This is a genomic window from Pontibacillus yanchengensis Y32, from assembly GCF_000770635.1.
GTDB lineage: Bacteria > Bacillota > Bacilli > Bacillales > BH030062 > Pontibacillus > Pontibacillus yanchengensis.
In genome coordinates, this window is the sequence record NZ_AVBF01000020.1 from 37,669 (window position 1) to 63,405 (window position 25,737).

The 25,737-nt window shown below is 36.6% G+C and carries 23 protein-coding genes and 6 tRNA genes; 4 read left to right on the forward strand and 25 right to left on the reverse strand.

Going from position 1 to position 25,737, the window contains the following annotated elements:
- Positions 1-54 precede the first annotated feature (54 nt).
- The 5 genes from N782_RS09095 to N782_RS09115 all read right to left on the reverse strand — a co-directional run bounded on the left by N782_RS09095 (position 55) and on the right by N782_RS09115 (position 6,299).
- A complete protein-coding gene (locus N782_RS09095; protein WP_036818740.1) occupies positions 55-1,938 on the reverse strand; it encodes an LTA synthase family protein in 1,884 nt (627 codons plus the stop codon).
- A 498-nt stretch (positions 1,939-2,436) separates the two neighbouring features.
- Positions 2,437-3,399, reverse strand: a complete 963-nt coding sequence (locus N782_RS09100; protein WP_036818743.1) for an ROK family glucokinase — start codon at positions 3,397-3,399, stop codon at positions 2,437-2,439.
- A gap of 5 nt (positions 3,400-3,404) precedes the next feature.
- Complete coding sequence (locus N782_RS09105) at positions 3,405-3,611, reverse strand: YqgQ family protein (RefSeq protein WP_036818745.1); 207 nt, start codon at positions 3,609-3,611, stop codon at positions 3,405-3,407.
- A 99-nt stretch (positions 3,612-3,710) separates the two neighbouring features.
- Positions 3,711-5,150 (reverse strand): spore germination protein, encoded by a 1,440-nt coding sequence (locus N782_RS09110; RefSeq protein WP_036818795.1) that lies wholly within the window; start codon positions 5,148-5,150, stop codon positions 3,711-3,713.
- A 105-nt stretch (positions 5,151-5,255) separates the two neighbouring features.
- The gene (locus N782_RS09115) at positions 5,256-6,299 is read right to left on the reverse strand and encodes a M42 family metallopeptidase (RefSeq protein WP_036818748.1); all 1,044 of its coding nucleotides are present in this window, start codon (positions 6,297-6,299) and stop codon (positions 5,256-5,258) included.
- Positions 6,300-6,382: 83 nt separating this feature from the next.
- Here N782_RS09115 and N782_RS09120 point away from each other — a divergent pair, with 83 nt between their 5' ends.
- Positions 6,383-7,264, forward strand: a complete 882-nt coding sequence (locus N782_RS09120; protein WP_036818750.1) for a hypothetical protein — start codon at positions 6,383-6,385, stop codon at positions 7,262-7,264.
- Here the strand turns inward: N782_RS09120 and N782_RS09125 are convergent.
- The 5 genes from N782_RS09125 to rpmG all read right to left on the reverse strand — a co-directional run bounded on the left by N782_RS09125 (position 7,240) and on the right by rpmG (position 11,537).
- Positions 7,240-8,787: a rhomboid family protein gene (locus tag N782_RS09125; RefSeq protein ID WP_036818752.1), complete on the reverse strand. Its 1,548-nt coding sequence runs from the start codon at positions 8,785-8,787 to the stop codon at positions 7,240-7,242. The genes N782_RS09120 and N782_RS09125 overlap by 25 nt on opposite strands.
- A 147-nt stretch (positions 8,788-8,934) precedes the next feature.
- Positions 8,935-9,123 (reverse strand): hypothetical protein, encoded by a 189-nt coding sequence (locus N782_RS09130; protein WP_036818753.1) that lies wholly within the window; start codon positions 9,121-9,123, stop codon positions 8,935-8,937.
- Between the two features lie 56 nt (positions 9,124-9,179).
- Positions 9,180-10,142, reverse strand: coding sequence for an L-lactate dehydrogenase (locus tag N782_RS09135; protein WP_036818755.1), 963 nt, complete (start codon positions 10,140-10,142; stop codon positions 9,180-9,182).
- A 121-nt stretch (positions 10,143-10,263) separates the two neighbouring features.
- Positions 10,264-10,818 carry a 5-formyltetrahydrofolate cyclo-ligase gene (locus tag N782_RS09140; RefSeq protein WP_036818758.1) on the reverse strand — a complete coding sequence of 185 codons (555 nt, stop codon included), beginning with the start codon at positions 10,816-10,818 and terminating at the stop codon, positions 10,264-10,266.
- Between the two features lie 569 nt (positions 10,819-11,387).
- Positions 11,388-11,537 carry a 50S ribosomal protein L33 gene (rpmG, locus tag N782_RS09145; RefSeq protein ID WP_036818761.1) on the reverse strand — a complete coding sequence of 50 codons (150 nt, stop codon included), beginning with the start codon at positions 11,535-11,537 and terminating at the stop codon, positions 11,388-11,390.
- A gap of 206 nt (positions 11,538-11,743) precedes the next feature.
- On the opposite strand from rpmG, the gene N782_RS21800 reads away from it, so the two are divergent.
- Both N782_RS21800 and N782_RS20685 read left to right on the forward strand, forming a co-directional pair.
- A complete protein-coding gene (locus N782_RS21800; RefSeq protein WP_036818764.1) occupies positions 11,744-12,151 on the forward strand; it encodes a hypothetical protein in 408 nt (135 codons plus the stop codon).
- Position 12,152: 1 nt separating this feature from the next.
- Positions 12,153-12,653, forward strand: a complete 501-nt coding sequence (locus N782_RS20685) for an endolytic transglycosylase MltG (RefSeq protein ID WP_052111267.1) — start codon at positions 12,153-12,155, stop codon at positions 12,651-12,653.
- 209 nt (positions 12,654-12,862) lie between these two features.
- Here the strand turns inward: N782_RS20685 and phoU are convergent, their stop codons facing one another.
- The 15 genes from phoU to N782_RS09230 form a co-directional block, all read right to left on the reverse strand.
- Positions 12,863-13,522 (reverse strand): phosphate signaling complex protein PhoU, encoded by a 660-nt coding sequence (gene phoU, locus N782_RS09160; RefSeq protein ID WP_036818766.1) that lies wholly within the window; start codon positions 13,520-13,522, stop codon positions 12,863-12,865.
- Positions 13,523-13,556: 34 nt separating this feature from the next.
- Positions 13,557-14,390, reverse strand: a complete 834-nt coding sequence (gene pstB, locus N782_RS09165; RefSeq protein ID WP_338048253.1) for a phosphate ABC transporter ATP-binding protein PstB — start codon at positions 14,388-14,390, stop codon at positions 13,557-13,559.
- Between the two features lie 11 nt (positions 14,391-14,401).
- On the reverse strand, positions 14,402-15,280 hold the full coding sequence (pstA, locus tag N782_RS09170; RefSeq protein ID WP_036818770.1) for a phosphate ABC transporter permease PstA: 879 nt from the start codon (positions 15,278-15,280) through the stop codon (positions 14,402-14,404).
- A 1-nt stretch (position 15,281) separates the two neighbouring features.
- Positions 15,282-16,229 carry a phosphate ABC transporter permease subunit PstC gene (gene pstC, locus N782_RS09175; protein ID WP_036818772.1) on the reverse strand — a complete coding sequence of 316 codons (948 nt, stop codon included), beginning with the start codon at positions 16,227-16,229 and terminating at the stop codon, positions 15,282-15,284.
- A 104-nt stretch (positions 16,230-16,333) separates the two neighbouring features.
- On the reverse strand, positions 16,334-17,395 hold the full coding sequence (locus N782_RS09180) for a PstS family phosphate ABC transporter substrate-binding protein (protein ID WP_036818773.1): 1,062 nt from the start codon (positions 17,393-17,395) through the stop codon (positions 16,334-16,336).
- A 256-nt stretch (positions 17,396-17,651) separates the two neighbouring features.
- The gene (locus N782_RS09185; protein WP_036818774.1) at positions 17,652-19,817 is read right to left on the reverse strand and encodes a peptidoglycan D,D-transpeptidase FtsI family protein; all 2,166 of its coding nucleotides are present in this window, start codon (positions 19,815-19,817) and stop codon (positions 17,652-17,654) included.
- A gap of 81 nt (positions 19,818-19,898) precedes the next feature.
- Positions 19,899-21,173, reverse strand: a complete 1,275-nt coding sequence (locus N782_RS09190) for an MFS transporter (RefSeq protein ID WP_036818778.1) — start codon at positions 21,171-21,173, stop codon at positions 19,899-19,901.
- A gap of 337 nt (positions 21,174-21,510) precedes the next feature.
- On the reverse strand, positions 21,511-22,122 hold the full coding sequence (locus N782_RS09195) for a superoxide dismutase (protein ID WP_036818780.1): 612 nt from the start codon (positions 22,120-22,122) through the stop codon (positions 21,511-21,513).
- 262 nt (positions 22,123-22,384) lie between these two features.
- Positions 22,385-22,460, reverse strand: a tRNA-Phe gene (locus N782_RS09200).
- Between the two features lie 26 nt (positions 22,461-22,486).
- Positions 22,487-22,579 (reverse strand) — tRNA-Ser (locus tag N782_RS09205).
- A 19-nt stretch (positions 22,580-22,598) separates the two neighbouring features.
- Positions 22,599-22,675, reverse strand: a tRNA-Ile gene (locus tag N782_RS09210).
- An 8-nt stretch (positions 22,676-22,683) separates the two neighbouring features.
- Positions 22,684-22,759, reverse strand: a tRNA-His gene (locus N782_RS09215).
- Positions 22,760-22,808: 49 nt separating this feature from the next.
- A tRNA-Met gene (locus N782_RS09220) sits at positions 22,809-22,885 on the reverse strand.
- Between the two features lie 3 nt (positions 22,886-22,888).
- Positions 22,889-22,963 (reverse strand) — tRNA-Asn (locus tag N782_RS09225).
- A gap of 340 nt (positions 22,964-23,303) precedes the next feature.
- Positions 23,304-24,914 (reverse strand): Na/Pi cotransporter family protein, encoded by a 1,611-nt coding sequence (locus N782_RS09230; protein WP_420805588.1) that lies wholly within the window; start codon positions 24,912-24,914, stop codon positions 23,304-23,306.
- 261 nt (positions 24,915-25,175) lie between these two features.
- On the opposite strand from N782_RS09230, the gene N782_RS09235 reads away from it, so the two are divergent.
- Positions 25,176-25,667: a DUF1189 family protein gene (locus tag N782_RS09235; protein WP_036818783.1), complete on the forward strand. Its 492-nt coding sequence runs from the start codon at positions 25,176-25,178 to the stop codon at positions 25,665-25,667.
- Positions 25,668-25,737 lie beyond the last annotated feature (70 nt).

A 25,737-nucleotide genomic window follows, 5' to 3' on the forward strand; every position in this document is an offset into this window, starting at 1 on the left:
TTGGTTAGAAGAACAAAAAAGCTTGCTACGATAAGTAGCAAGCTAGAATAACAATTATTTATAATTCACATCTTCCTCAACCTGAGTGTATTCAGCATCATAGAAGCGTAATAAATCTCCATATATAATACTATCTGAATAATTTAATTCTTGTTGTGCCTTGGACACAAGTGGCTTACATTTTTCCATGCTTATTTCTTCACCTGATTTACGATTGTAACAAGTGTCTCTGGTGTATAGATAATTTTCGGAAATAAAGCTTCCATCTCGTAACACAACGAGTGGATCTACATCACTGGTAAATAAATCGGTACCAAAATCTACTCCATTTTCCGTTTCAATTCCCATCATACCTAGAATGGTAGGCTTCATGTCCATTTGACCACTTACTTTTGAAATGGTCCGCCCCCCTTCATGACCTGGGATATGCACAATAAAGGGAACACGTTGTAGCTGGATATGATCATACGGAGTAATTTCTTCCTTCCCAAGGTACTGACTCATGGCTTTATTATGGTATTCACTAATTCCATAATGATCTCCATATATAACTAAAATCGAGTCCTTATATTCACCAGCTTCTTTTAGTTGTTGGAAGAACTGTTTGATTGCCTCGTCTGTGTAACGAGCTGTCGTAAAGTAATTGTTTAAAGTCTTCGAGTTAGAATCAAATTTATCAATAGTTTGTTGCTCTTCTGGTAATTCGAATGGAAAATGGTTCGTTAGTGTAATAAACTTGGCGTAATAAGGCTCCTCCATCGATTTTAAATACTTGATAGACTGATCAAAGAAGGCTTTATCACTTAACCCCCAGCCAATAGAATTTTCACTATTTACATTATAAGAGGTTTCAGAATAAAACTTATCATAACCAAGTGTGTCGTACATAACACTTCGGTTCCAAAAGCTTTTATTATTTGCATGGAATACTGCAGATGTGTATCCATAATCACCAACGATTTCTGGAACAGCATTGAGCTCATTCTGAGAGTGTGTAAAGAATACAGCACCCCTAGATAATGGATACATCGAGTTTTCGATTACAAACTCAGAGTCAGAAGTTTTACCTTGTTCTGTTTGATGATAGAAGTTTTCAAAATAATAACTCTCATCGATTAAATCATTCAAGAAAGGGGTTACTTCTTCCCCATTTAATTTATTGTTGATGACAAAGCTTTGTAAGGATTCTGCTGATATATAAATAATGTTTTTATCCTTCGCAATACCCTGTAGTTTAGATGGTTGACCACTTTTAATATTTTTATTTGTATATTCCTCTACCTGCTTTACTTCACTGCCATCTGCAAGAACACGCTGAGCTTTTGATTTAGAGTGTAGTGCTACATCGTAAAGGTGAAAGTTAAACACACCAATGTTTTTGACTAAATATTCCCGATCAAAAGCTCTAACAAATAGCATAGGGCGCTCCAATTCAGCTAACACAACATTACCTACTAATAGAGCGACAGCAATTACAGTTGCTCTTAATTTCATGTTCTTTAGTGAAGGTTGAGCATCGAGGGATATTTTTTTACTAAGGAAATAAATAATTGCAACGTCTAAAAACAACAATAAATCCAATGTATAGGTGAGTTGTAAAATACTTGATCCTAGATCTCCAGCATTACTGGATTGAAATAGAACCGGAATCGTAAGAAAATCACTAAACGAACGGAAATAAATGACATTAAAGTACAATATTAAGGAACCTATAAGTGCAATTCTTCTCGTATATTTGATTTGCTTTTCTGGTTTAAACCATACTACAGCAGTAAAAAAGAGAAATGCGGTAGCTATTGGGTTTATGATTAAAATGATTTCTTGCAGTGGATTCTCAATAGATAAATCAAATATAAACCGATAGACCATATATGTTTTCACCGCAAATAGAAAGGCAGCTATAGCATAGAATGGTGTTTTACTATAATTGAACAACATGATTTCTTTCCTCCCACATGTTTGAGACCGAATATTTTGTTTTTGTTAAAGTTCTTTATAAATTCTATAAACCTATATATCACTTAGCATAGTATTCTAAACGACTTACTTACTATATGACGGTCATCCCCCAGAAAAAGTTTCACAAACTCTTAACAAATTTTTTACAAATGACTTGTTACAAAATATCTATAAAAGCTCAGTGCGAATTTTTAGCGAAATAGTGACTGCTGTCTTTAAAGGTAGGATAGAAGTTGTGCAATGTTTAGGAATTGGATGGAGACACTAGTAGATGGATTCATTAGGTGGATAATTACATTTCAATATAAAACCTCGACACATCATAAATCATGAAGGTCGAGGTTGAAGCAAGTTTACAAAATGCTCACAGTGCATGAAACCACATATTGAAGGATGATGTATGTGGAAATATATCAGGCAAAATGAGTATTCTTATTAGTTAAAATCCCTTTCCATTAGCAGAAAGGGATTTTTGTCTTATAATTCTTCTTTCGCAAAATATGCGGCACCCATTACACCTGCATCGTTTCCTAGGGATGCCATAACGATTTCAGCTGCATGGCTTGTACGAGTTAAAGCATACTGATCAAAAACCGCTCGCAGTGGAATTAGTAACTGGTCGCCAGCTTTCGATACGCCACCGCCTATAACAATCTTAGATGGGTTTAGTGCTATTGCTAGATTTGCAATAGCTCTCCCTAAATGCTCTATGACGTAAGCTAAAATATCTTCTGCTACTTGATCACCTTGTGTGGATGCTTCAAACACATCTTTTGCTGTAATATCATCTTTTTCTTTTAACGTTTGAGCTAAGGAAGTGGTTTTCCCTTCTTCAATAGCCATTTTGGCAAACCTTGATATAGCTGTTGCTGATGTAACAGTCTCTAGACAACCAGACTTGCCACAATTACATGGTAATGGTTGTTCTGTCTCAACTGCCATGTGACCAATTTCTGCAACAGTACCATTTGCTCCGTGTAATAGCTGGCCATTCGCAATGATACCACCGCCAACACCTGTTCCTAGTGTTACAGCTATCATATGGTTGGCACGATCGCCAGACCCTTTCCAGTTTTCTCCTAGCGCTGCCAAGTTGGCATCATTTTCTACCCACACTTTATATCCTGTGGCTTGTTTAAGCTCTTCGCTCAAATGGTAATTTTTCCATCCAACATTAACCGCTTCATGTATCATGCCACTATCTACGTCAATAAATCCTGGAGCACCTACCCCTATAGCAGCAAAATCGTCATGCTGATAACCCTTCTCCTTTTGTTTATCTCGAATAGAAGTAGCTATATCAGGAACGATATATTGTGCTTCATCACTCTTGTTTGTAGGTATCTCCCATTTTTCTATAATCACACCATCATATGTAATAAATGCGATTTTAACGGTAGTGCCACCTATATCAATACCAATTAAATGTTTTGTACTCACACGATTCACCTCTTCTGTTGATCACGAAGGTTAGCAGCTTCATGGCGAAGCAATAATACACTCATTTGAAATTCATCATTGGTAATGCATTGAGCTTGATGTAATTCTTTAATTTCTTGTTCCATTAATTCTAAATCAGCTAAACGATCACCAATATAAATAAACGTTCCGAATCTTTTTAATAATTGTTGTACATCATAAATTGTTTGCATACGATCACCTAATTTTATTATAGCAATCGTTTATATTGAAAGAAAGAAAAAGATAGTGCTTATCATTATGGAAACATTTAAACACCAAAAAGACCCTGATTATTTATCAGGATCTTGAGTGTGTAAAAAAGTAGGTCTTCTATTTTTTAGTGGCATTGGGGTACGTAACACTACATCACGGAATGCCCGATAATTAAATGGTAAAAAAGGCCATAGGTAAGCAGTACGGAAGGTATGCATTCTGGCTAAGTATAAGATCCATAATGTTGTCCCAATGACAAGGCCTTTAACGCCAAACAAACCTGTCACAATTAGCAAAAATAACCGAGTTAGTCTATTGGATAAGCTTAATTCATAGCTTGGAGTACAATACGTTCCAATAACTGCTGCAGCTAAATAAAGAACAACTTCATTCGTAAATAAACCTACTTGAATAGCTACTTGGCCAATTAGAATGGCAGCCACTAATCCAAGAGCTGTTGCTAATGCTGAAGGAGTGTGTATGGCGGCCATCCTTAAGGTATCTATTCCTACTTCCGCTATGAGAAATTGAGCGATTAGAGGAAGAACTCCTATTTCAGTTGGTCCTATAAAACTAAGCTGTTTAGGCAGTAACGACGGATCCATGGAAAATAAATAATATACGGGTAATATAAATAAGGAAGCAAATACTGCAAAAAACCTAACAAAACGTAGATAAGCTCCTACAGAAGGCTTCTGTCGATATTCTTCAGCATGTTGTAAATGATGCCAAAAAGTAGCCGGTGTAATCATAACACTCGGAGAGCCATCAATCATGATTAAAATATGTCCTTCATATAGATGTGCTGCCGCTGTATCTGGTCTTTCTGTGTAACGAATCGTTGGATATGGATTCCAATGACGACCACTTAAAAATTCTTCTACCGTTTTCTCTGCCATAGGTAAGGCATCTGTATCAATTTTTTGTAAATTATTCTTTAGATGCTCCACCTTGTCCATATCTACAATATCTTCAAGGTAACAAATACACACATCTGTTTTAGACCGGCGTCCGATTTGCATATACTCCATACGAAGTGATCGATCGCGAACCCTTCTACGGGTTAAGGCAGTGTTAAATATTATTGTTTCCACATAGCCATCACGAGATCCCCTTACCACACGTTCTACATCAGGTTCTTGCGGGCCACGTACCGGATATGTACGGGCATCAATCATGATAATCTTATCGTTAATTCCCTCTACAAATAGAGCAGTGGGACCTGCTAAAACCCAATCTGCCGCTTCATTTAGGTCATCTTTATGCCCAAGTTCTACATAGGGTAAATGAGTTCGCAGTAAACGTTCAAATGGGTCAGGCTCTAACTGTTCTGGTTCCAATTTAGATAACAATTTCATTAGATAATGCAGTATGTCATCTTTTACAAAACCATCAATCATAAACAATGCCATTCTACGACCTGCATATTCCAAGTCTAACTGAATAACATCGAAGCTTTTTCCTACACCCATGCGTTCCTTCATGTAGGAGACATTATCATCATAGTTATCAAACATTGGCTGCTTTGATGTTTCTTCTCTCAAATTCCTCACCTAACTTTACAAAAGGTCTATTATAAGTGTTTGCTCAAACCTTCCAAAGCATACATGAGGAAACTGTCTCTATATTAAATCTGATTGAACATAGGCCATTAGTAATTGATAAGTATGATGTAGCGATTTTTGGTGGGTACGCTCTAATGCATGTGACGCATCGATACCTGGTCCTATTAAAGCATGCTTCACATCGGCGCCAGCTTTGATAGCAGCAGATGCATCAGAACCATAGTAAGGATAAATATCAATTTCATAGTCAATTTCTTCTTTTTCAGCTATTTGAACTAAGTGTTGGCGTAAACCATAGTGGTAAGGTCCTGTAGCATCCTTTGCACAAATTGATGCCACGTATTCTGTAGTTGCTTGACCATCCCCTATAGCCCCCATATCCACAGCCAAATACTCTACTGTCTCTTCAGGGATACTCGCATTTCCACCATATCCAATTTCTTCATTATTAGAGATATAGAAGTGAGTAGTGTAAGGAATAGTTACGTTTTGTTCTTTCAGCTCCGCTACCAACTCAAGCAGAATGGCTACACTAGCTTTATCATCTAAATGGCGAGACTTAATAAATCCGTTATCTGTTACTTGAAAGCGAGGGTCAAATGAAACAAAGTCTCCAACTTGGATACCCAAGTCTTTCACTTCACTGGCGTTCGTTACTTCTGCGTCGATTCGTACCTCTATATTTTCCTGGTCCCGCTTAGCATCGCCACCGTTTTTATATACATGGACGGAGGTTTGGTGCATCAGAATAGTACCAGAATACGTTGCACCTGAGGCAGTGTGTATTTGACAGTATTCTCCTTCAACACTATTCCAGCGAAAGCCCCCAATCATTGATAGCTTCAGAGAACCATCGGATTTCACTTCTTTAACCATTGCCCCTAGCGTATCAACGTGAGCCGTAAGTAGGCGATGCTTAGTATTATCTTCCCCTTCTAGTGTAGCAATAAGGGCTCCTTTATTCGTAATGGATGTCTGTACCCCTTTTGACTGGAAGTAATTCTCACAAAAGCGAATACAGTCTTCCGTATAACCAGAAGGACTAGGTATGGATACTAATTGTTTTAACACTTCGGTAATTTGTTTGGAATGATTTATCATATTCTCTCCCCTTTTCATAACTCTTCAATTTCTATCATACATATGAAGCACAGAGGATGTCCAAAGAAAGAAGAGGTGCACATATGAAAAAAGCAATGTTATATATATGTTTATGTTTTATTGGCGGATTTATTATTCTTTCGCAATGGGAAAAACCTCAAGACCAAACAACTGTTAAATATTTTCCATTAGATGAAGAGAAGCGATTTGAAGAAACAACCACTTCCCTTACCCTTCTTTCAGAAAGTGATCACGATGAGTATGACATTCAATGGAAGACAGAATCATTAATAGATGAACCAATATACTTGCGGCAGGATGTATCCCTTTTGTACTCGGACGGTCAACTGAAGGGGATTTTAAGTAAATGGAAAGAAAGTGGACAAAATCTATTTCAAGATACGGAAGTACATGGAGAAGACAGTAGTCATTATCAAGCAATCACCTTTCATCACGGGGAGTTACATTATCCAGATGATAAAATTAAAAGCATCCAAGATATGTCCAAAGCTGAATTATATGTCATAGATTCACCGTTAACACCTCTTGAATCATTTGAAATACCTGAGAATGATACCCAAAAGGACTGGAAGAAGACATTAGACCATGCCACAAATCAACAATTGCACTATGAATGGAATCAATTGATTGGTCATTTTCAAATCAATAAAACTCAATACGAAGTAATTCCCTTAACGTCATTACCAGATTATGAGACAAAACCATTTCCATCCTTAACAGCTGACCAAACTCTTCAAGTGATAGGTCAGCTTTGGGAAGGATTATATAAAAATTATGTGCTTACGTTCACCACTAAAGACAATGACAAGGATGAAACCATAAAGTCGTATGTCCCTTTAGTACTAGCAGATAAAAAAGGGACACACTTAGTAGTATTATTCGAGAACAGTAAAGGAGAAAAGGAGAAGCTCATCCAACGTTACCCATTCTCTTCTACGGACTGAATGAATTGCTTCATTTCTTTATTATCAGGATTCAATTCTAATACACGTTTCGCATGTTTTATGGCTTCTTCCTCATTTTGTTCAAAATTATAATAGAGAACACTTAGGTTCTGATGAGCCTCAGCAAAGTCTGGGTTTAATTCAATTGCTTTTAAATAATCTTCTTTGGCCTGATTATACTTTTTAACATTCACATAACCGTTCCCTCTTACAAAATAGAGGCTTTCCTGGTCTGATGATGTATGCTGTAATGCTTTTGTCGTAATGTCTATTGCTTTTTGATATTCTTCTTTCTTATTATAGTTTGTTGCGACACCAGCTTGTAGTCTTGCGTCATAGTGGTTCGATTCATGATTGTAACCATACCAACCTAACCCTATAACAAGTGCAGTAATAACAAGAAAGCTTGCAACCTGTTTCCCTACTTCTTTTTTATTAGGGAAGTGAACAAGACTTGAAGCTAAAAAGCCTCCGACAAGTCCACCAAGATGCGCACCATTATCTACCTGAGGCATAAGAACGCTAAAAACAATATTGAGTATCAGAATGAAAATTACGTTTGTACCAATGGTTCTAAAGAAAAGTGTTTTATATACGGTACCAAAAAACAAAAGAGCTCCAAACAATCCATAGATGGCCCCTGATGCTCCTGCAGCTACATTCGGGGTGAAAGCAAAACTAGCTAAACCACCTATGATTCCACCTACAAAATAGATTACAATGAATCGCTTGCTCCCAAACATCCTTTCCACTGCTGTACCCAAGACATATAACGCTAACATGTTCAGCATGATGTGAAAGAAGCCAATGTGTAAAAACATAGAGGAGACAATACGCCACCATTCCCCATCTACTATCGCAGGGTTATATTTAGCTCCGTATTGGATGAGTGTATATGTATTTGTACTACCACCTTGATATTCCAGCCAACCGAATAAGAACAAGTTAATGGCAATGAGAATATAAGTTAGAAAAGGTTTTCCATAAAAAAATATCTGTTCACGTTGTTGTTGCTTTTTTGTGTGGTTATTCCGAATCGATTGCTTTAAATATTCCACCATTTGTTCCATCTCAAATTCTGATGGAGCAGGAAAATTCTTCTCGTTTAATTGCAAGGATCGATATAATTGATTGATTTCTGTCTCTCTGGATTGCTCATCTATATAAAAGGTTTGAACTGTTCCCTTTTTCCTACCTGGTAGGCTTCGGGTATCTTTCCATTCATTCCAGTCATCAACAGGTTTAAACTTAGCAATATATACATTATGTATATGGACCTGACGACCACCCACAACTTTTAAAACGCGTTTTATGTTTTCATCCAATACAGCTTGGTCTTGTTTTAATTGATTGGACCAGTCAAACGTCTTGTGGGAAAGCCTTACTACATTAGTTTTTCCTTGTATTCGTTGCTCAAGCCATACCTCGTGTTTGTCTTCTATCATTTGGATAATTTCAAAATCATGATTAACGACTAAATCTGCTGCTAATCGCCAAAAGTAATAGGACTCTTCAATATACATGGCATTCCCCCCCTTTATAAGTATTTTACCATGAACATAGTGTTTATCAGAAAGGCACAGCTTATAATAATATGTAGTATGGATGTAGTAAAAAAACTCCTAACACAGTATTAGTGTCAGGAGTTTCAAGAAAATCAATGACCATCATTAGAATGAGGTTCTTCCTAAAATTTTCGGTAAAATTTTCTCACGAATGTATGGAAGTTGCATACTCCATGATACGGCCATCTTTCTAATAAAATCTACGGCTAAGAGAACATTCAACAAACGATACTTATAACGGTTAAATAAATATATACCAGCGACTAAAGCAATGATCCACCACAAAAATCTCATACTATTCTTCCTCCTGTTAACCTAGATAATTCTAGTATGTGAGGAAGTGAAACATGTTATTCGGAACTGACTTTTTGAATTACTGGATGAAGAGATTCTTTTAGTACATTCGCGGAATGATGAAATTTTGCTTTTTCATCCTCATCTAAGTTTAACTCAAGAACTTCACGTACTCCGGAACGATTAACAACTGCAGGTACTCCAATATAAATATCATTTTCATCGTATTGTCCTTGTAAATAGGCAGATACAGTTAAAATAGAGTTTTCATTATGAAGGATAGCTTTGGTTAAGCGAACTAGTCCCATCGCAATTCCATAATAAGTTGCTCCTTTACGCTGAATAATGTGATAAGCTGCATCTCGAACGCCAATAAAAAGGTCCTCTAAATCAGATTTGTCATATTTTTCAGGATTATCTTTTATTCGATCATAAATGGATCGTCCGCCTACATTGGCATGACTCCATACAGGTAATTCAGAATCACCGTGCTCCCCCATGATATAGGCATGAACATTTCGTGCATCCACTTCAAAATATTCCCCTATACTGTACCGTAAGCGAGATGTATCTAATATAGTCCCTGATCCGATAACTCGATGAGAAGGCAAACCAGAGAACTTCCATGTCATATGAGTTAATATATCCACAGGATTTGTAGCAACGATAAAGATTCCATCAAATCCTGAATCCATTACTTGTCCAACAATGCTCTTAAAAATGTGTGTATTCTTTTCAACTAAATCCAATCTAGTTTCTCCTGGCTTTTGATTTGCACCAGCTGTAATAACAACAATATCTGCCATCTTACAATCTGAATAATCACCATACCAAATTTTCTTTGTTGAAGGAGCAAATGCTAAACCATGATTTAAATCCATTGCATCCCCTTCTGATTTATCTTTGTTTAAATCAATCATAACAAGTTCATCAGCGATGCCCTGATTTAATAAAGCAAATGCATAGCTAGATCCTACAAATCCTGTACCGATTAGTGCTACTCGATTAACTCTTTCCATGAAAAACATCCTTTCAGTTAGGAGAGTACTTTCTCTATCTATTTCAAGTGTACATTAGTTCGTTTGTTGCCAAAAGAGGTGTAAACGTTATCATTGTTGCAAAATTGTTAACATTTTAATATTAATAACGCATACCACTCTCTGTTATAAGGTGCTGAACCGGAATGTCATACACATCATAAGGAACTTCTTCAATTAGTTGACGATTCGTAGCCAGCGCAACCGTATAATTGGGAAAGTCGACCAGATAACGATCGTAATATCCACCTCCATATCCAATCCGATAACCGTTATAGTCAAATAACAAACCTGGTACAATCATTAAGTCTATATCGTTTTTATGTAGTTTTTTTGTTTTTTCAACTATAGGTTCTTTAAGTCCATAGAACACCGTTTCTAATTCATCAAATGATGTTAATTGATAGAAAACGAGTTGGTTCTGTTTAGGAAAACATTTAGGTATTGCAACTTGTTTCCCTTCCTCCCAAGCTTTCTTTATTAATGGATATGTGTTAATCTCATGGACTTGAGAAATAGTAACACCAATCACATTCGATTGTCTCCATAGGTCGGTTTGGTATAATGATTTTTCAATTTCTGTTGATATATTGCTTCTTTCTTCACCTACAAGACTTTTTAGAATATCTAATCCCATTTTCCGCAATTCTTTCTTCACAATAATACACCTCCATATGATAATAGTGTAACTTGCAAATACATACAAACATACTTACTTTTTTATTAAGTTTCTTCTACATTATAGACATAATTTTGATGACTTGGATTTGAGATATTACAAAAAAAGCTACTGAATATAGGGTGGAGCCGAGAGTAGGATTGCTATCGGACCTATGGAGTACTTGTTGCTTTATTTGTCTTGAATTTGACGAAAATCTTAAGTGGGAAGCTTATCGAACAATGCGAAAGCGGACATAGGATGCGTTATTATCACCAATCAAGACAATTTTCGGTACTCAAAGGACATAGGATACCTAATTTGGAGCAAAACACCCTTTATGAATGGTAATTTAGCCAAATAAGGTGTCCTGTGTCCGTTTAACTTCTATAAATAACGTTTTTTCAGGAAATAAGAGATTATTTGTCCGTTAAGATAGGTGTTAACTTCAATACGAATTTGTAATATCAATCACCTTTACCATGTTTCCGTTCCTCCCTTCATTGCGGGAGATGGGCCTGGAACCCAAATAATAGCATAAAAAAACAGTAGGATCGGAAATCCTACTGTTACTTCGTTTCACGGTGAAGAGTGTGCTTCTTCAAACGTGGGCTATATTTCATTAGCTCTAAGCGCTCTGGGTTTTTACGCTTGTTTTTAGTACTAATATAATTACGATCTCCGCTTTCAGTGCAAGCAAGTGTAATATTTACACGCATTGGTTATCCCTCCAAACAAGTGTTACTGTGTCATGTATTCACATTCTTTATTAGACTTAATAATAGTATCAAATTATTAGCTGTGTTTCAAGCAAATTTGCCGTTCTTTATCAATTTTAAAATTAACATGAATGTTTTCGTTCCTTTGTTTTCTACATAGCTAACTTATGATATAACTAGTAAAGGACTGAAATGAGGTGATGAATATGTTATATATAATACTTACATTATTCGGGGTAGCATTTGCCCTTTATCTTCTATCTTTTGCAATGAAAGATCGTTTCAAAGATCTTGAAGAACAAGTCGAACAGTTATCGATGACTACAATGCAGGAGAGTTATCAATTAAAGAAGAAAATGCGTATTTTGGAAGAAGAATTATTGGTGGACGATGTATCTACTACTATGTATAGTGGAGCTCAAGCTACTCAAAAATCAAGCAAACATCAAACCAACCCTACATCCACTTCTCAAGCATATCAGCCACCATTAGTACAAAAAGTGTTACATATGTATGAGAAAGGCTATACCACTAGAGACATAGCACAAGAAACCTCTTTAAAGGAGCATGACATCTTAACAACATTACAACAATATTCTTCAAAGGGGTCTTAATATGAAACACGCTATTCGAGCATATGCATTAGGTATATTCACTGCTACTTCTTTGTTTACAATTGTCTATTTTCAAAGTGGCGAAGCAAATGATTCAGGTCAAACAAAACCTATATCCGAAGAAGAAGCAACTAACTATTTAGATAAGAAAGGTTACCATATACTTTCTAACTCTGAATACCAGTCTCTCCAAGAAAGTCAACAAAACCCCAAAGATAAAGAGAAAACAAATCAAACGACCTCAAAACAAGAAGAAGAAAATACTGAAAATAGTACAAAGGACAGTCAAGAAGATGAATCCACCACACTTATTATCAAAGATGGTATGTATTCAAAAAGTATTAGCCAAGAGCTTAATGAAATGGGCTTGGTAGAAGATACAAAGGCTTTCAATCAATATTTAGAAATGAACGATTACAGTCGTTATATACAAGTGGGAAACTACGAATTAAAGAAAGATATGACTTATGAAGAAATCGCTAATGCCATTACAAATAAATAACTCATTTAAAACAAAAATGACCAACTTCTATATATTGCATAAGAGAAGTTGGTCTTTATTATAAAATAAAGTATGGAGTCATATATAGGGATGTAAATTTATCTAATCTAATGGAGGACATTCCCTGAATGCTGTATATGTAAGTACAATATTTTTTCGGTTAACAAATAGCCCTGCTCTCATGAAGGAGCAGGGCTTGTTTATGCAAATTAATCATTTAAATCAAAGGTTTCCCCTTTAACAATATAAAAGATATTCTCGCCAATGTTCGTAATATGATCCGCAAAACGTTCGATATACCTTCCAACAAAAGCCATTTGCATAATGTGTTGTATTTTTTGTGGATTATTCGCTGTCATCTCAAGCATCTCTTTTGTCACTTGACCGTACATTTCATCGATTTGATCATCCATCTCTGCAAGTTTACGAGCTAAGGAGACGTTTTCTTGTTCAAAAGCTTTCGTGGCAATTTCCACCATCTCTTTAGCAACTGACGCCATCTCTTTTAGTTTTGGATGAATCTCAACATCATGATTTTCACCTAAGTGAATAGTACTTTTTGCAATATTCGTCGCATGATCAGCCATTCGCTCTAAATCAGATGATGCTTTTATAGCAACAATTAGACGACGTAAATCTGTAGCCACAGGTTGTTGTTTTGCAATTAACAGAATTGCTGACTCATTAATTTCTAATTCTTCTTTGTCAATCTTTGAATCATCATTGATTATCTGTTTTGCCTTTTCAACATCATGTTCATATAGAGCAGTTATAGACTGATCAAATGCATCTACAGAGCTTACAGCAAGTTTCTTTATTCTAAACTTTAACCTATCTAATTCATCATGAAACTGACCACGTAAAGCCATTTGGTATTCCCCTTTCCAGGGCTACACCACTCTATTAACCAAAACGGCCTGTGATATAATCTTCAGTTCGCTTATCTCCCGGTGTAGAGAATAGGGTATTGGTGTCATTGTACTCCACTAGCTCCCCATTCAAGAAGAAGGCTGTATTGTCAGAGATACGTGCAGCCTGTTGCATATTGTGAGTAACGATAATTATACTATAATTTTCTTTTAATTGTTGTACAAGTTCTTCAATCTTTGCTGTAGAAATTGGGTCTAATGCTGACGTTGGCTCATCCATTAGTATAACATCAGGTTCAATAGCCAAGCAACGAGCAATACAAACACGCTGCTGCTGACCACCAGATAGACCAAACGCATTTTGATCTAAACGGTCTTTTACCTCGTCCCATAAAGCCGCGCCTTTTAAACTCTTTTCTACAATAGCATCAAGTGTTTTCTTGTCTTTAATACCATGGATTCTTGGCCCATATACAATATTTTCATAAATTGATTTAGGGAATGGATTTGGTTGCTGGAAGACCATACCCACTTTAGTTCGAAGGTCTTCAACCGCATAGCTTCGGTCAAAGATATTATCTCCGCGATAACTGATCTCTCCAGAAGTACGTACTACTGGTACCATCTCTACCATACGATTTAACGTTTTAATAAAAGTAGACTTCCCGCAACCTGATGGACCGATAATAGCAGTTACATCATTTTCCCCAATTTTCATATTTACATCGTAAAGAGCTTGATCTTCACCATACCATAAGTTTAAGTTTTGCACATTATAAACAGTCTGCTTACTTTCCGTCTGCTTGACTGTTTCATTCGATTGTTGTTCATTTGTTTGAGCCATTTTTATTCCTCCTCGAAGCTTGATAAAAAAGGTTACTAATAACGATTTTGGAACTTATTACGAATAAACACAGCAATAGAGTTCATCAGTAGTAAAATCACTAGCAATATTACGATACCTGCAGATGCAACTCCCTGGAATGCTTGTTGAGGTTGCTGAGTCCAACTGAATATCTGAATAGGCATTGCCGTGTATGGGGACATAATGCCGTTTGGTAACGTAAATATTGCAGTGGAAGCTCCTACAACAAGTAAAGGTGCCGTTTCACCAATCGCACGAGAAAGAGCTAAAATACTACCTGTTATTATACCAGGGATTGCAGCTGGTAAAATAATTCTTCGTACAGTTTGCCATTTTGTTGCGCCCATAGCATAGGATGCTTCTTTTACATCAGTTGGAACCGCTCGAACCGATTCCTGTGCAGCTACTGTAATTACAGGTAGCACAAGTAAAGCGAGTGAAAGACCACCTGCTAAGATGACTTCCCCGATATTAAAAACGTAAACAAAGATCGTTAGTCCTAGTAGTCCAAAAACAATAGATGGTACTCCTGCTAGGTTTTGAATATTAGTTTGAATAAAATTCGTTAAGCGACCTTTTTTCGCATATTCTTCCAAATAGATAGCTGTAGCTACCCCTAAAATAATTGTAACAGGTGCTGTAACAGCCATTAACCAAAGAGAACCTACTACACCTGCTTTAATTCCTGCACGTTCAGGGGAAGCAGATGTAAAACCTGAAATAAACTGCCAATCAATACCGCCAATTCCTTGAGTCAATATACGATAGGCAAGAGCAGCGAGAAATAGCAATGCTATCATAGTGGCAGAAAAGAAGAGCCATCTCCACATTTTATTTTTCTTTATACGGTTTCCCATGTTTTTTTGAACCGTTTGTTCATCGATATAATTCATATTAATACTCCTCTCTATAACGACGAGATATGAACTGTGCCAATAAGTTCATAATAAGTGTAAATACGAATAGAGTTGCTCCTACTGCATAAATACTGTAGTAAATAGTTGTACCGAATCCAGCATCTCCTTTAGCAACCTGCACAATATAACCAGTCATCGTTTGAATAGATTGTGTAGGATCTAAAGTAAACTTTGGTGTTGCACCAGCTGCAATAGCAACAATCATAGTCTCACCAATTGCACGGGATATACCCAAAGCAAAGGAAGCTACAATTCCAGACAAGGAAGCAGGTAATACAACTCTCACGGTCGTTTCAAAACGGGTAGCCCCAAGAGCCATAGCACCTTCACGCATTTCGTTCGGTACAGAACTCATAGCGTCTTCCGTTAAAGAAGCAATCATAGGAATAATCATTACTCCAACTACAATCCCTGCACTTAACGCGTTAAAAAAGGATAATCCAGGGATAATTGCTCGAAGTATTGGAGTTACAAATGTTAATGCAAAGAAACCATATACAACGGTAGGGATTCCAGCTAGAACTTCTAAAATTGGCTTAAGAATTCTTCTCCACTTATCTGTAGCATACTCACTCAAGAAAATAGCAGATGCGACACCAACAGGTATTGCTACTACCATAGCTATAACAGTAATAAGCATTGTACCACTTACTAAGCCTAAGATACCATACCTACCTTGCCATGGCGACCAATCTAATCCTGTAATGAAACTAAAAAAGTTTACTTGCGTAAAAAATGTTATTGCCTCACTTAACAGCGTGTATAAAATACCAACAGTGACAAGTACAGAAATTATAGAAGCAAGAAGCAATAATTTCGGTACTAATGATTCTATAATCATTAACCCACTGCGATTCTGTCTATTACTTTGAATTCGTTGACTTACAGATTGTTGTTTGTTGCCTTCATTAGGGTTAGATTCCATTACTAAATCAGACTCCTTTCTTAAACATAGGAAAAGCGAGGGGTACTAGACCATTAGCACTAGTGCCCCCCACCTTTTTAAAGAGCTATCTTGAAATTAATCAATTAGTTAGATGGAGCCCATTCTTTCACTTTGTCGATTTGTTCTTGATACTTCTCATCTTTAAGTGGAACGTATTGTACGTCCTTAGCAGCAGCTGCTGCATTATTAAGTGTGAAGACTGTATAGTCAAGAACTTGTGGCTTTTCTAGAGAACCTACTACCACATAAGTGAATAGTGGACGAGATAATGGAGTGTAATCTCCGTTTTGGATTGTTTCTTCGCTTGGTTTAACTGCTTCTGCGTCTTCTCCATCTTTAACGCCTAGAGCTTTAAGAGAATCTTCGTTTGCTGCATAGTAAGCATAGCCGAAGAAGCCGATTGCATACTCATCGTTTTTGATACCACGTACAAGTACGTTGTCATCTTCAGAAAGAGTTACGCGGCTATCTTCCACATACTCAGTGTCTTCACCAAGGATTGCTTCGTGGAAGTATTCGTTTGTACCAGAGTCATACCCAGGAGCATAGATACCGATTTTTTCTTCTGGCCATTCAGAGTTAAGCTCAGACCACATTGTTACTTCACCAGAGAAGATTTTCTTCAGCTGGGAAACAGAAAGGTTTTCAACGAAAGAGTTATTGTTGTTAACTGCTACTGTGATACCGTCATACGCTAAAGTTAGTGGCTCAAGCTGTACGTCATTTTCTTTAGCGATTTGCTTTTCTTCTTCTTTGATTTGACGAGAAGCGTTAGATAGATCGATTTCACCTTTAGTAGATTTCTTGAATCCACCGCCGGAACCGATAGAGTCAACAGTTACGTTAACGTTAGAATGCTCTTTTTGGTACTGCTCTGCAATGTAAACTGCCATTGGGTAAACAGTAGAAGATCCTGCTACTTTAACTGTGCCAGAAAGCTCTTCGCTTTCTCCACCTTCAGCACTTTCGCCGCCTTCAGAACCAGATTCAGATTCAGAACCGCTATCTCCGTTTGAACCTTCTTCTGTCTGACCTTCATCGCCAGAGCTTTCGCTGTCTCCACCTTCGCTACTACCACAAGCAGCTAGTGCAGTAAGAGCGAATACAAGAGTAAGTAATAGAGCTAAATTCTTGAAACTCTTCATTTCTTTTTCCCCCTAAAATGTTTGTTGAATTTTGTTGGTTGATTCCCTGATCAACTCACAATTCATATCTTACCTAGACTCTTTTAAGTACATATGAACAAAATGTTAAGGTTATGTAAATTAATTAAAAGATGAAGTAAACTCTACGGCAAAAGCCGACAAAATAGGCGATCAAACCACGTAGCTTTTTCTAAAAAAAGATATAAAAAAAGACAAAATATCGCTTGATTCGCTATATTTTGCCTTAAAAATGTCATTAGTTTTCGTTTTCTGTAGTAGTTAGTGTATCATTTGCCTGCATTTTTTCTTCTGTTATGTCATTTACACTTTCCTTTTCTTTACGTGCTTGCTTTAGTTTAAAGTAACCATCTAAAAGATCTCTACCTATCTTTTTATTTGTTTGGTATTGGCCGTTCACAATCCCTGTATAAGGAACTACTATTGCAAATGCAATTTCTGGATCATCATATGGAGCATATCCAACTAAAGTTAAGTTTTCTAGTTTTCTTTCCTTATACTCTATTACTTGACCTTCTCCATCACGCATCGGCTCCCAGTAACTAGCCTGAGCAGTACCTGTTTTACCTGCTGCTTCATAATCTGTATCTTCAAAATAGGTGTGAGCTGTTCCACCGTTTGTAAATACTTCTCTAAATCCTTCTTGAACGCGATTAATATATTTTTGGTCCATCGTTACTCTATTTAGCACATTTGTATTATTTGATTGAACAACAGGCCCAAGCTGATTTCTTTCTGTTGTAGGTTCGCGAATTTCACTCACAATTTGAGGCTGCACTCGATAACCATCATTGGCAATCGTAGATACGTATTGTGCCAACTGCATTGTTGTGTACGTATCATATTGACCGATAGCAAGGTCCATGATATTACCACCAAGGAAGTTATCACTTTGCTGTCCAGATCCTTCCGTTTCACTGGGGATATCAAGGCCAGTTTTGACTCCTAAACCAAATTGGCTGTAGTAATTTCTAAATACTTGAAAACGTTCTGGATAAAAAGTAAGCTTCTCATTTGGTTGGTAACTCGGATCCCCGCCAATTCTCATACCTACGTGATACATATATACGTTAGAAGATTTCTTTAGAGCTTCTATATCGGAGACGAAACCTAAGTTTTGATAGGAACTTTTTGAAGGTGTACCCTTCAATTTTATTGGGTTATCATAAATTTGCTCCCCATAATTTATTACACCATAATCATAACCAGCTAACATCGTACCGCCTTTTACAGCTGAACCAGGTAATACTGGAGCATTAACTGCTCTTATGCCACTATCATAAAACTCCTTATCTTCTTCATCCCATGTTTGCCCTGAAATAGCCATTACTTCACCAGTATCAGGGTCTAATGCAACAGCCATAGCCTCTTTCATATATTTGTTTTCAATGGGAAACTTTTGCTTGGCGGCTTTAAGATGTTTTCGAATGGATTCATCCATTAACTTTTGTAATTCCATATCGACATTTAAAACTAAATCTTGACCACGATTTCCTTCTTGAACTACTTTCTCATTAACAAGATTTCCATTACGGTCTGTTGTGTATTGTATTTGTTTTTTCTGCCCTTTCAAGACCATCTCGTATCTTTTTTCTATTCCACTAGAACCTACACGGTCATTCCGACTATAATTACGAGATAGGTAATAATCAAGCTCATCTTTTGGTAATCCATCAGTTGTGATGCTTCCTAAAAAATCTCTTAGTGAATCGCCATAAGGGTATTTACGTTTCCAGTCAGTGGTAACATTTATTCCTGGAAGTTCATTTAAGTGTTCAGCAACCACTGCATATTCCTCTTGGGATACGTCTTCATTTTTTATAACGTGTGGTGTTAAGGAATACGCTCGATCTAGTTCACGTTTAATAGCAATAATCTCTTTCTCTTGGTCACTAAAATTAAGGTCCTTGTTTATATCGATTCTTTCTAAAAGCAATTCATATGGTCTTGGTTCTTCCGCTTGAGCTTCTTCATCTGTATAAGTTTGCTCTTCTTTTGTTAAACGATCCTTATATGGTGATTCTTGCGTTAAAATCCAGTAATCTTTTTTATCTCTTACGGTTATGTCTCCAGTATCCATTTGAATCATACCTGCTAACTTCTTAGCTATGCTTAAATGGAGTTGTTGACTAGGCGACTTCATTGGTGTGTATGTGATAGAGTACATTGGCTCATTGTCCACCACTACATTACCGTACTTGTCATACATTTTCCCTCTTGGTACGGGTACCTTCGTGGTTTGGTTTGTCGTTTTATCAATCTCATCTTGTGCGTCCGCCCCATATAGGATTTGTACAACCCCTAATTGCAAAACTAATCCAGAAAACAATAGAAATATCGCAAAAAATAATACATTCAACCGGAAGGGAAGATGTGATTTCTTTTTCTTATGTTTGTTCCCCATAGTTCTCCCCCTATTACTTAGTTATCATCTTTTTAATTATAGCACCTCTTCCTTACCTATACTATGCAACGCAATTCCTGATTAACGATTATCATTATCTGCAAGTTTATTTTTCACAAAAACAGACTCTTCTTCTGTATTCACCGTAAAACGGACATCTTTAATAAAGAAATATATAACAAAATGCCCAATTCCCACAATCATTAATATATAAGGTATGATTGTCTCCGGCGAAAATAGAGATACACCTAACAAGAAGATGGATATTGAAATTACTCTTCCTAAGTTTAAATACAGCTCTCTTACTACAATGTATTCGATTCTCATCTCAGCAGCATGCCATGCTTTTCCTATTACATCATATGTTAGGGATAAATAAGGCACATAAATAATTGGATAAGCAATACCTATAAGGGCTGCATATATCAATAAGGTAGGATAACTCAACTGAATTAATATTAAAAACAATGATAAATAAAGTGTCAGTCCACCCACAAATATGGAGGTTTTCCGCATTCTTGGTTTAACAAAGCGCGTAACTAAATAATAGAAGAGAAATGCACACCCTGAATACACCAAGTTAAACGTCCCCAACGCAAATTCACTCTGAGTAGTAATAAATACCCAAATAGATATAACAAACAAAAAGGTACCTTCCCTTAAACCTTGAAAAATATGAGCGGTTAATATGCGCTTCCAGTTATGATCTCTTTTGCGTTCATGGATAATACGTCGGAACGAAAAGTTGCCTTTAGCTGAACGTCTTTTTAGAAAGAAACTTGAGATAACTGCTAAAATAAATAACGATAATGATATAGAAAATATAATAGTGTAGCCTGTATTTTCAGTCATTCTAGAAATGATAAAACCAGCTAGTATAGGGCCGACCATCCCACCAAAAGATTGAAGTAACCCCAGAAATCCATTAAAGAAATCTCTTGTTTCTGGCTCTGTTATTTCAAAAGTAAGAACATTGAATGCAAGCCAATAAAACCCATATCCAATCCCTAGAACTGAACCTAACAGTATTTTATAAGTAGCAGCCTGTTCTCCAACAATAAGTACTGTGAGAAAAAATAATGATAAAAAAATCACCCCTAGTCTAAGCACTATAACGCGGTCCATGCGTTTTGCCCATCGCCCCGCCAAGATAAAAGTTAATGGTTGCATAATATATATAGAAAGATTATAAAGCGCTATTGCCAGATATTCTCCTGATTGCTTCCATAAGTATATATTTACAAACGTATTGGATAGGAATATACCTAAAGCATAAAGCCCGCCAATTGTTAATAATAAAATTAAATCTCGGTTAACTTCTACATCTCCTAATATTGCGTTCATTTTTTTATTCATTACCCCAAACGCCTCCTAAATATCTATCCCTTAGTCTTTTCAAAAAGGGTGCAGTTATTCAAAACAAGGCGTTGTGAAATTTAGAATATATCGTTTTTAACTTTGAACACTCAGGAGGTTCATTTAGCGATGTACATACGTCTAACGATTGGAAGCGGGTTAATACGGTGTTACCTTATCGTAAAAAGGTGCAGGAAGTACATGAGTAACTAGGTGCTGGAACCGGACATGGCTACTTCACTTTTTCAGTAATACACGAGCATTAAATATTATATTTTTCCTAGAAGATAAAAAAAATGGTGCAGATTGGTATCTGCACCATTTTGAATACTTATTTTTATTTAGCTTCGTTATAACGACGCTCTACTTCATCCCAGTTTACTACATTCCAGAATGCAGAAACGTAATCAGGACGACGGTTTTGATAATTTAGGTAATAAGCATGCTCCCAAACATCTAGACCAAAAATAGGTGTTTTGCCTTCCATGATTGGAGAATCTTGGTTTAGTGTATCCATTACTTCTAGTTCACCATTGTTAACTACTAACCAAGCCCAGCCTGATCCAAAGCGACCAAGTGCTGTTTTTGTGAAAGTATCTTTGAATTCATCAAAGCTACCGAACTTAGCGTTAATTTTATCCGCTAGTTCACCAGATGGTTCGCCACCACCATTTGGGGACATGATAGTCCAGAATAGAGTATGGTTCGCATGGCCACCGCCGTTACGACGAACAGCAGTACGAATATCTTCAGGTACTGCATCTAGGTCACCAAGAAGTTGTTCAAGTGATTTGTCTTGTAGGTCTGCATGTCCTTCTAAAGCATTGTTAAGCTTCGTTACATACCCATTGTGGTGCTTCGTGTGGTGAATGTTCATTGTTTCCTTGTCAATATGAGGTTCTAATGCATCATATGCATATGGAAGTTCTGGTAGTTCAAATTTAGCCATCTTGAATCTCCTCCTTAAATAATATGTAATACATATTTGCTTGCGAGAGTTACAAGCTTCAATTGTAAGCGTATCAAACCGTTGTATCCCTTGCAAATAATAAGCACAGAAAAGAACACAAGGAAACGCTCCACTTGTATAATATCCTAATTCAGGTAAAATAAAACATTAAATAAAAAAACACACCATAAATGGATGTGTTTTGAGTATCTAGTCTTTAATATAAAAAATGCAAGCACTTATTGCTTGCTAATCAAAAAAGTGGTGGCTCGAGACGGAATCGAACCGCCGACACACGGATTTTCAGTCCGTTGCTCTACCGACTGAGCTATCGAGCCACTAATAAATATGTAAAATAAAAATATGGCGGAGGAGGAGGGATTCGAACCCCCGCGGGGCGTTAACCCCCTGGCGGTTTTCAAGACCGCTCCCTTCAGCCGAACTTGGGTACTCCTCCGTAATCAAAATAAAAAGAGTGGTGGACCCTGCAGGACTCGAACCTGCGACCGATCGGTTATGAGCCGATAGCTCTAACCAGCTGAGCTAAGGGTCCAACTCTAATGGGGCGATTGATGGGGATCGAACCCACGAGTGCCGGAGCCACAATCCGGTGCGTTAACCACTTCGCCACAACCGCCATTATAATTAATTTATTAGATCCTTTTGTAAAAGAATCAGTATGTAAATGGTAGCGGCGGAGGGACTCGAACCCACGACCTCACGGGTATGAACCGTACGCTCTAGCCAGCTGAGCTACGCCGCCATATGGCTCCAACGGCAGGATTCGAACCTGCGACCGATCGGTTAACAGCCGATAGCTCTACCACTGAGCTACGTTGGAATATAATAATAGGTCTGTGTTGAAATTAATCATCCTTGTTACAACACAACAAAGTTTTATAAATAAAATGTCCTTAAAAGCAATACTAATTTATTTAGTGCGACCCAGTTAATGTTACACTATATTGGAATGATTTTCAACCAAAAAATTTAATCAATTGAAAATATCATCTTTTCAACGACGAATTATAGTATAACATTGCTTCAAAAAAATCGTCAATAATTTATTTGTGAAAATGAAGCAACACGAATAATATAGCACGTAGACCCTTTCATATCAAGATAAAAATTTTAAATAGTTATAAAATATTGAAGAGGAAGGGACCCCCCCCTCCTCTTTCTTAATTCTGATTAGCTAATACTTCTTCTGCAATATTTACTGCATGATCTCCTATTCGTTCTAAGTTACTTAAAATATCAACAAAAACTATACCAGCAGGGCCTGTGCAAAGTCCATCATTCATACGAATGATATGTTTCTTACGATAAGATCTTTCATATTGATCAATTTGATTCTCTTTTTGAACTACAGCTAGAGCTTCTTCCCTATCCATTGTTTCAAGAGATTTTATTGACTGTTTTACTGTGAGTAAGGTTAGATTTAACATTTCATTTAAATCTTCCTTTGCCTGGTCAGTAATATCAAGTTTGTTTGAGATTTTATAATCAATTAGTTCTAGGATATTTTCGAAATGATCCCCTATTCGTTCAATATCACGGACTGAATCTATAAGTGCAGAGTGCTTAGCACTTTCCACCTCTGTTAAAGAAGAGCCTGAGATACTAACTAGGTAATCTGTTATATTTCGATCTAAATTGTTAAGAGCTTCTTCAAACTGAAGAGCTTTATCTGCATGCTTCCGTTGTTGAGTATTTAAATATTGACTAGTTTCTTCAAGTCCTTTATACGCAAAGTCTCCCATCCTCATAACCTCTTCCTTCGCTTGATCTAAAGCAAGGGATGGAGACTGTTCAATAAATATCGGATCCAGGTGTATAGGTTTCTGATCTACTGCTGTATCTTCACCTGGTATAAGTTTCGTTACAATGTAGGCTAATAAACCGATGAAAGGAAATTGTATAAGCATATTTGTGAAGTTAAAAATACCATGTGCAAATGCTATTGTCATTGGTTCATTTAATCCAATAGCACCTTTCAAGTAATCAATAAAGGGTATATATAGCCTAAGCAATATTAAGAATAGGGCAGTACCTACAATGTTAAATATGACATGCGTAAATGCTGCTCGTTTAGCAGCTATACTAGCACCAATAGCAGCAAATACTGCAGTAATTGTTGTACCGATATTATCCCCAAACAAGACAGGTAGTGCCGCTTGCAAGTCAATTGCGCCTTGTTCATATAATCCTTGAAGTACCCCAATTGTCGCACTGGAACTTTGTACAACAACTGTAAATAATGTCCCTATTGCCACACCTAAAATTGGTTGTTCACTCATGCTTACTGTTAAATCTTGAAACGCTTCAAGCCCTCTTAAAGGTTTCATCCCGGTACTCATTAGTTTTAAACCATAGAATAGAGCACCAAACCCAAAGAGTGTCTGACCTAGATAAGTTATTTTTTTGTTCTTAAAAAAGAATAACAACAATGCTCCTAGAGCCAATATAGGTAGACCATATTCTTTTATCTCAATACCTATAATAAATGCAGTTACTGTAGTACCAATATTGGCACCCATTATGACCCCTATAGCTTGTCTTAAAGTCATAAATCCAGCGTTAACCAAGCCTACAGTAAGAACAGTTGTGCCAGAACTACTCTGAATTAGCATTGTAACGAGCATACCAGCTAATACGCCCATGAATGGATTTGTAGTAAAGCGATCTAATATATTTCGAAGACGATCACCTGCTGATTTCTGCAAACCGTCCCCCATATACTTCAATCCAAATAAGAAGATCCCTAAACCACCAATAAACTGAAAGATCATTTCTTGTACATTAATTTCTTCCAATGGTTTTACTCCCCTCATCCAATGTTTTGTCTTTTTTTGTAGATTTCTGTTCCAAAACCCTCATCTATTATTAAGGGAATTTTAATGTTTTGTAAAGTCATTTCGGTTTTTTTAATAATAAATTTACATTCAGTTAACATTCACTTTTGAATTAAAATTTATATTTTTTTAATTGCTTTAAAGAAATCTCCTCATTTATCATTAGTTTTGTAAATAAAATTAAGGTGATGAACTAGAATGAAGAATATTACTTTATACAAACAACTTCTATATAGCATATATTCTGCCAAACGTACTTCAGCATTTAGGATGCTATCTATTGGCAAATCTATTTCCTATCTATTTTTTCTTATGGCTATCAGTCTACTCCCTACTCTGTTGGGTGAGTTAGTTGGTACATATGAGGGGGATGTCCTTTCAAGCCTCCCATTACCATTACCAATTTCGCTTATAATTCTTTACTTTTTTGCGACTGGAATAAAATTTGTAGAAATCACTCTTTTAGGTGGAATAGGATTATTGTTTGCTAAATTGCAATCTAAACCCTTGAATTATAAACAAACATGGAATCTTTCTGTATATGCTACAACCGTACCTACCCTTACTCTAGCAATCATAGAAAGTTTAGGGATTCAATTACCTAGTGGGGCTATGCTAGCTTTAATCGGTTCTATACTTTACCTCTTCTTTATCATCAAAAGAGTCCCTAGACCTAAGGTAAGAAAATAAAACCTCATATGTACCAATAAGAAAAGAGGCTGGGACAAAACCCAGTAAATTAAACTAAAAGTGGCCCCCA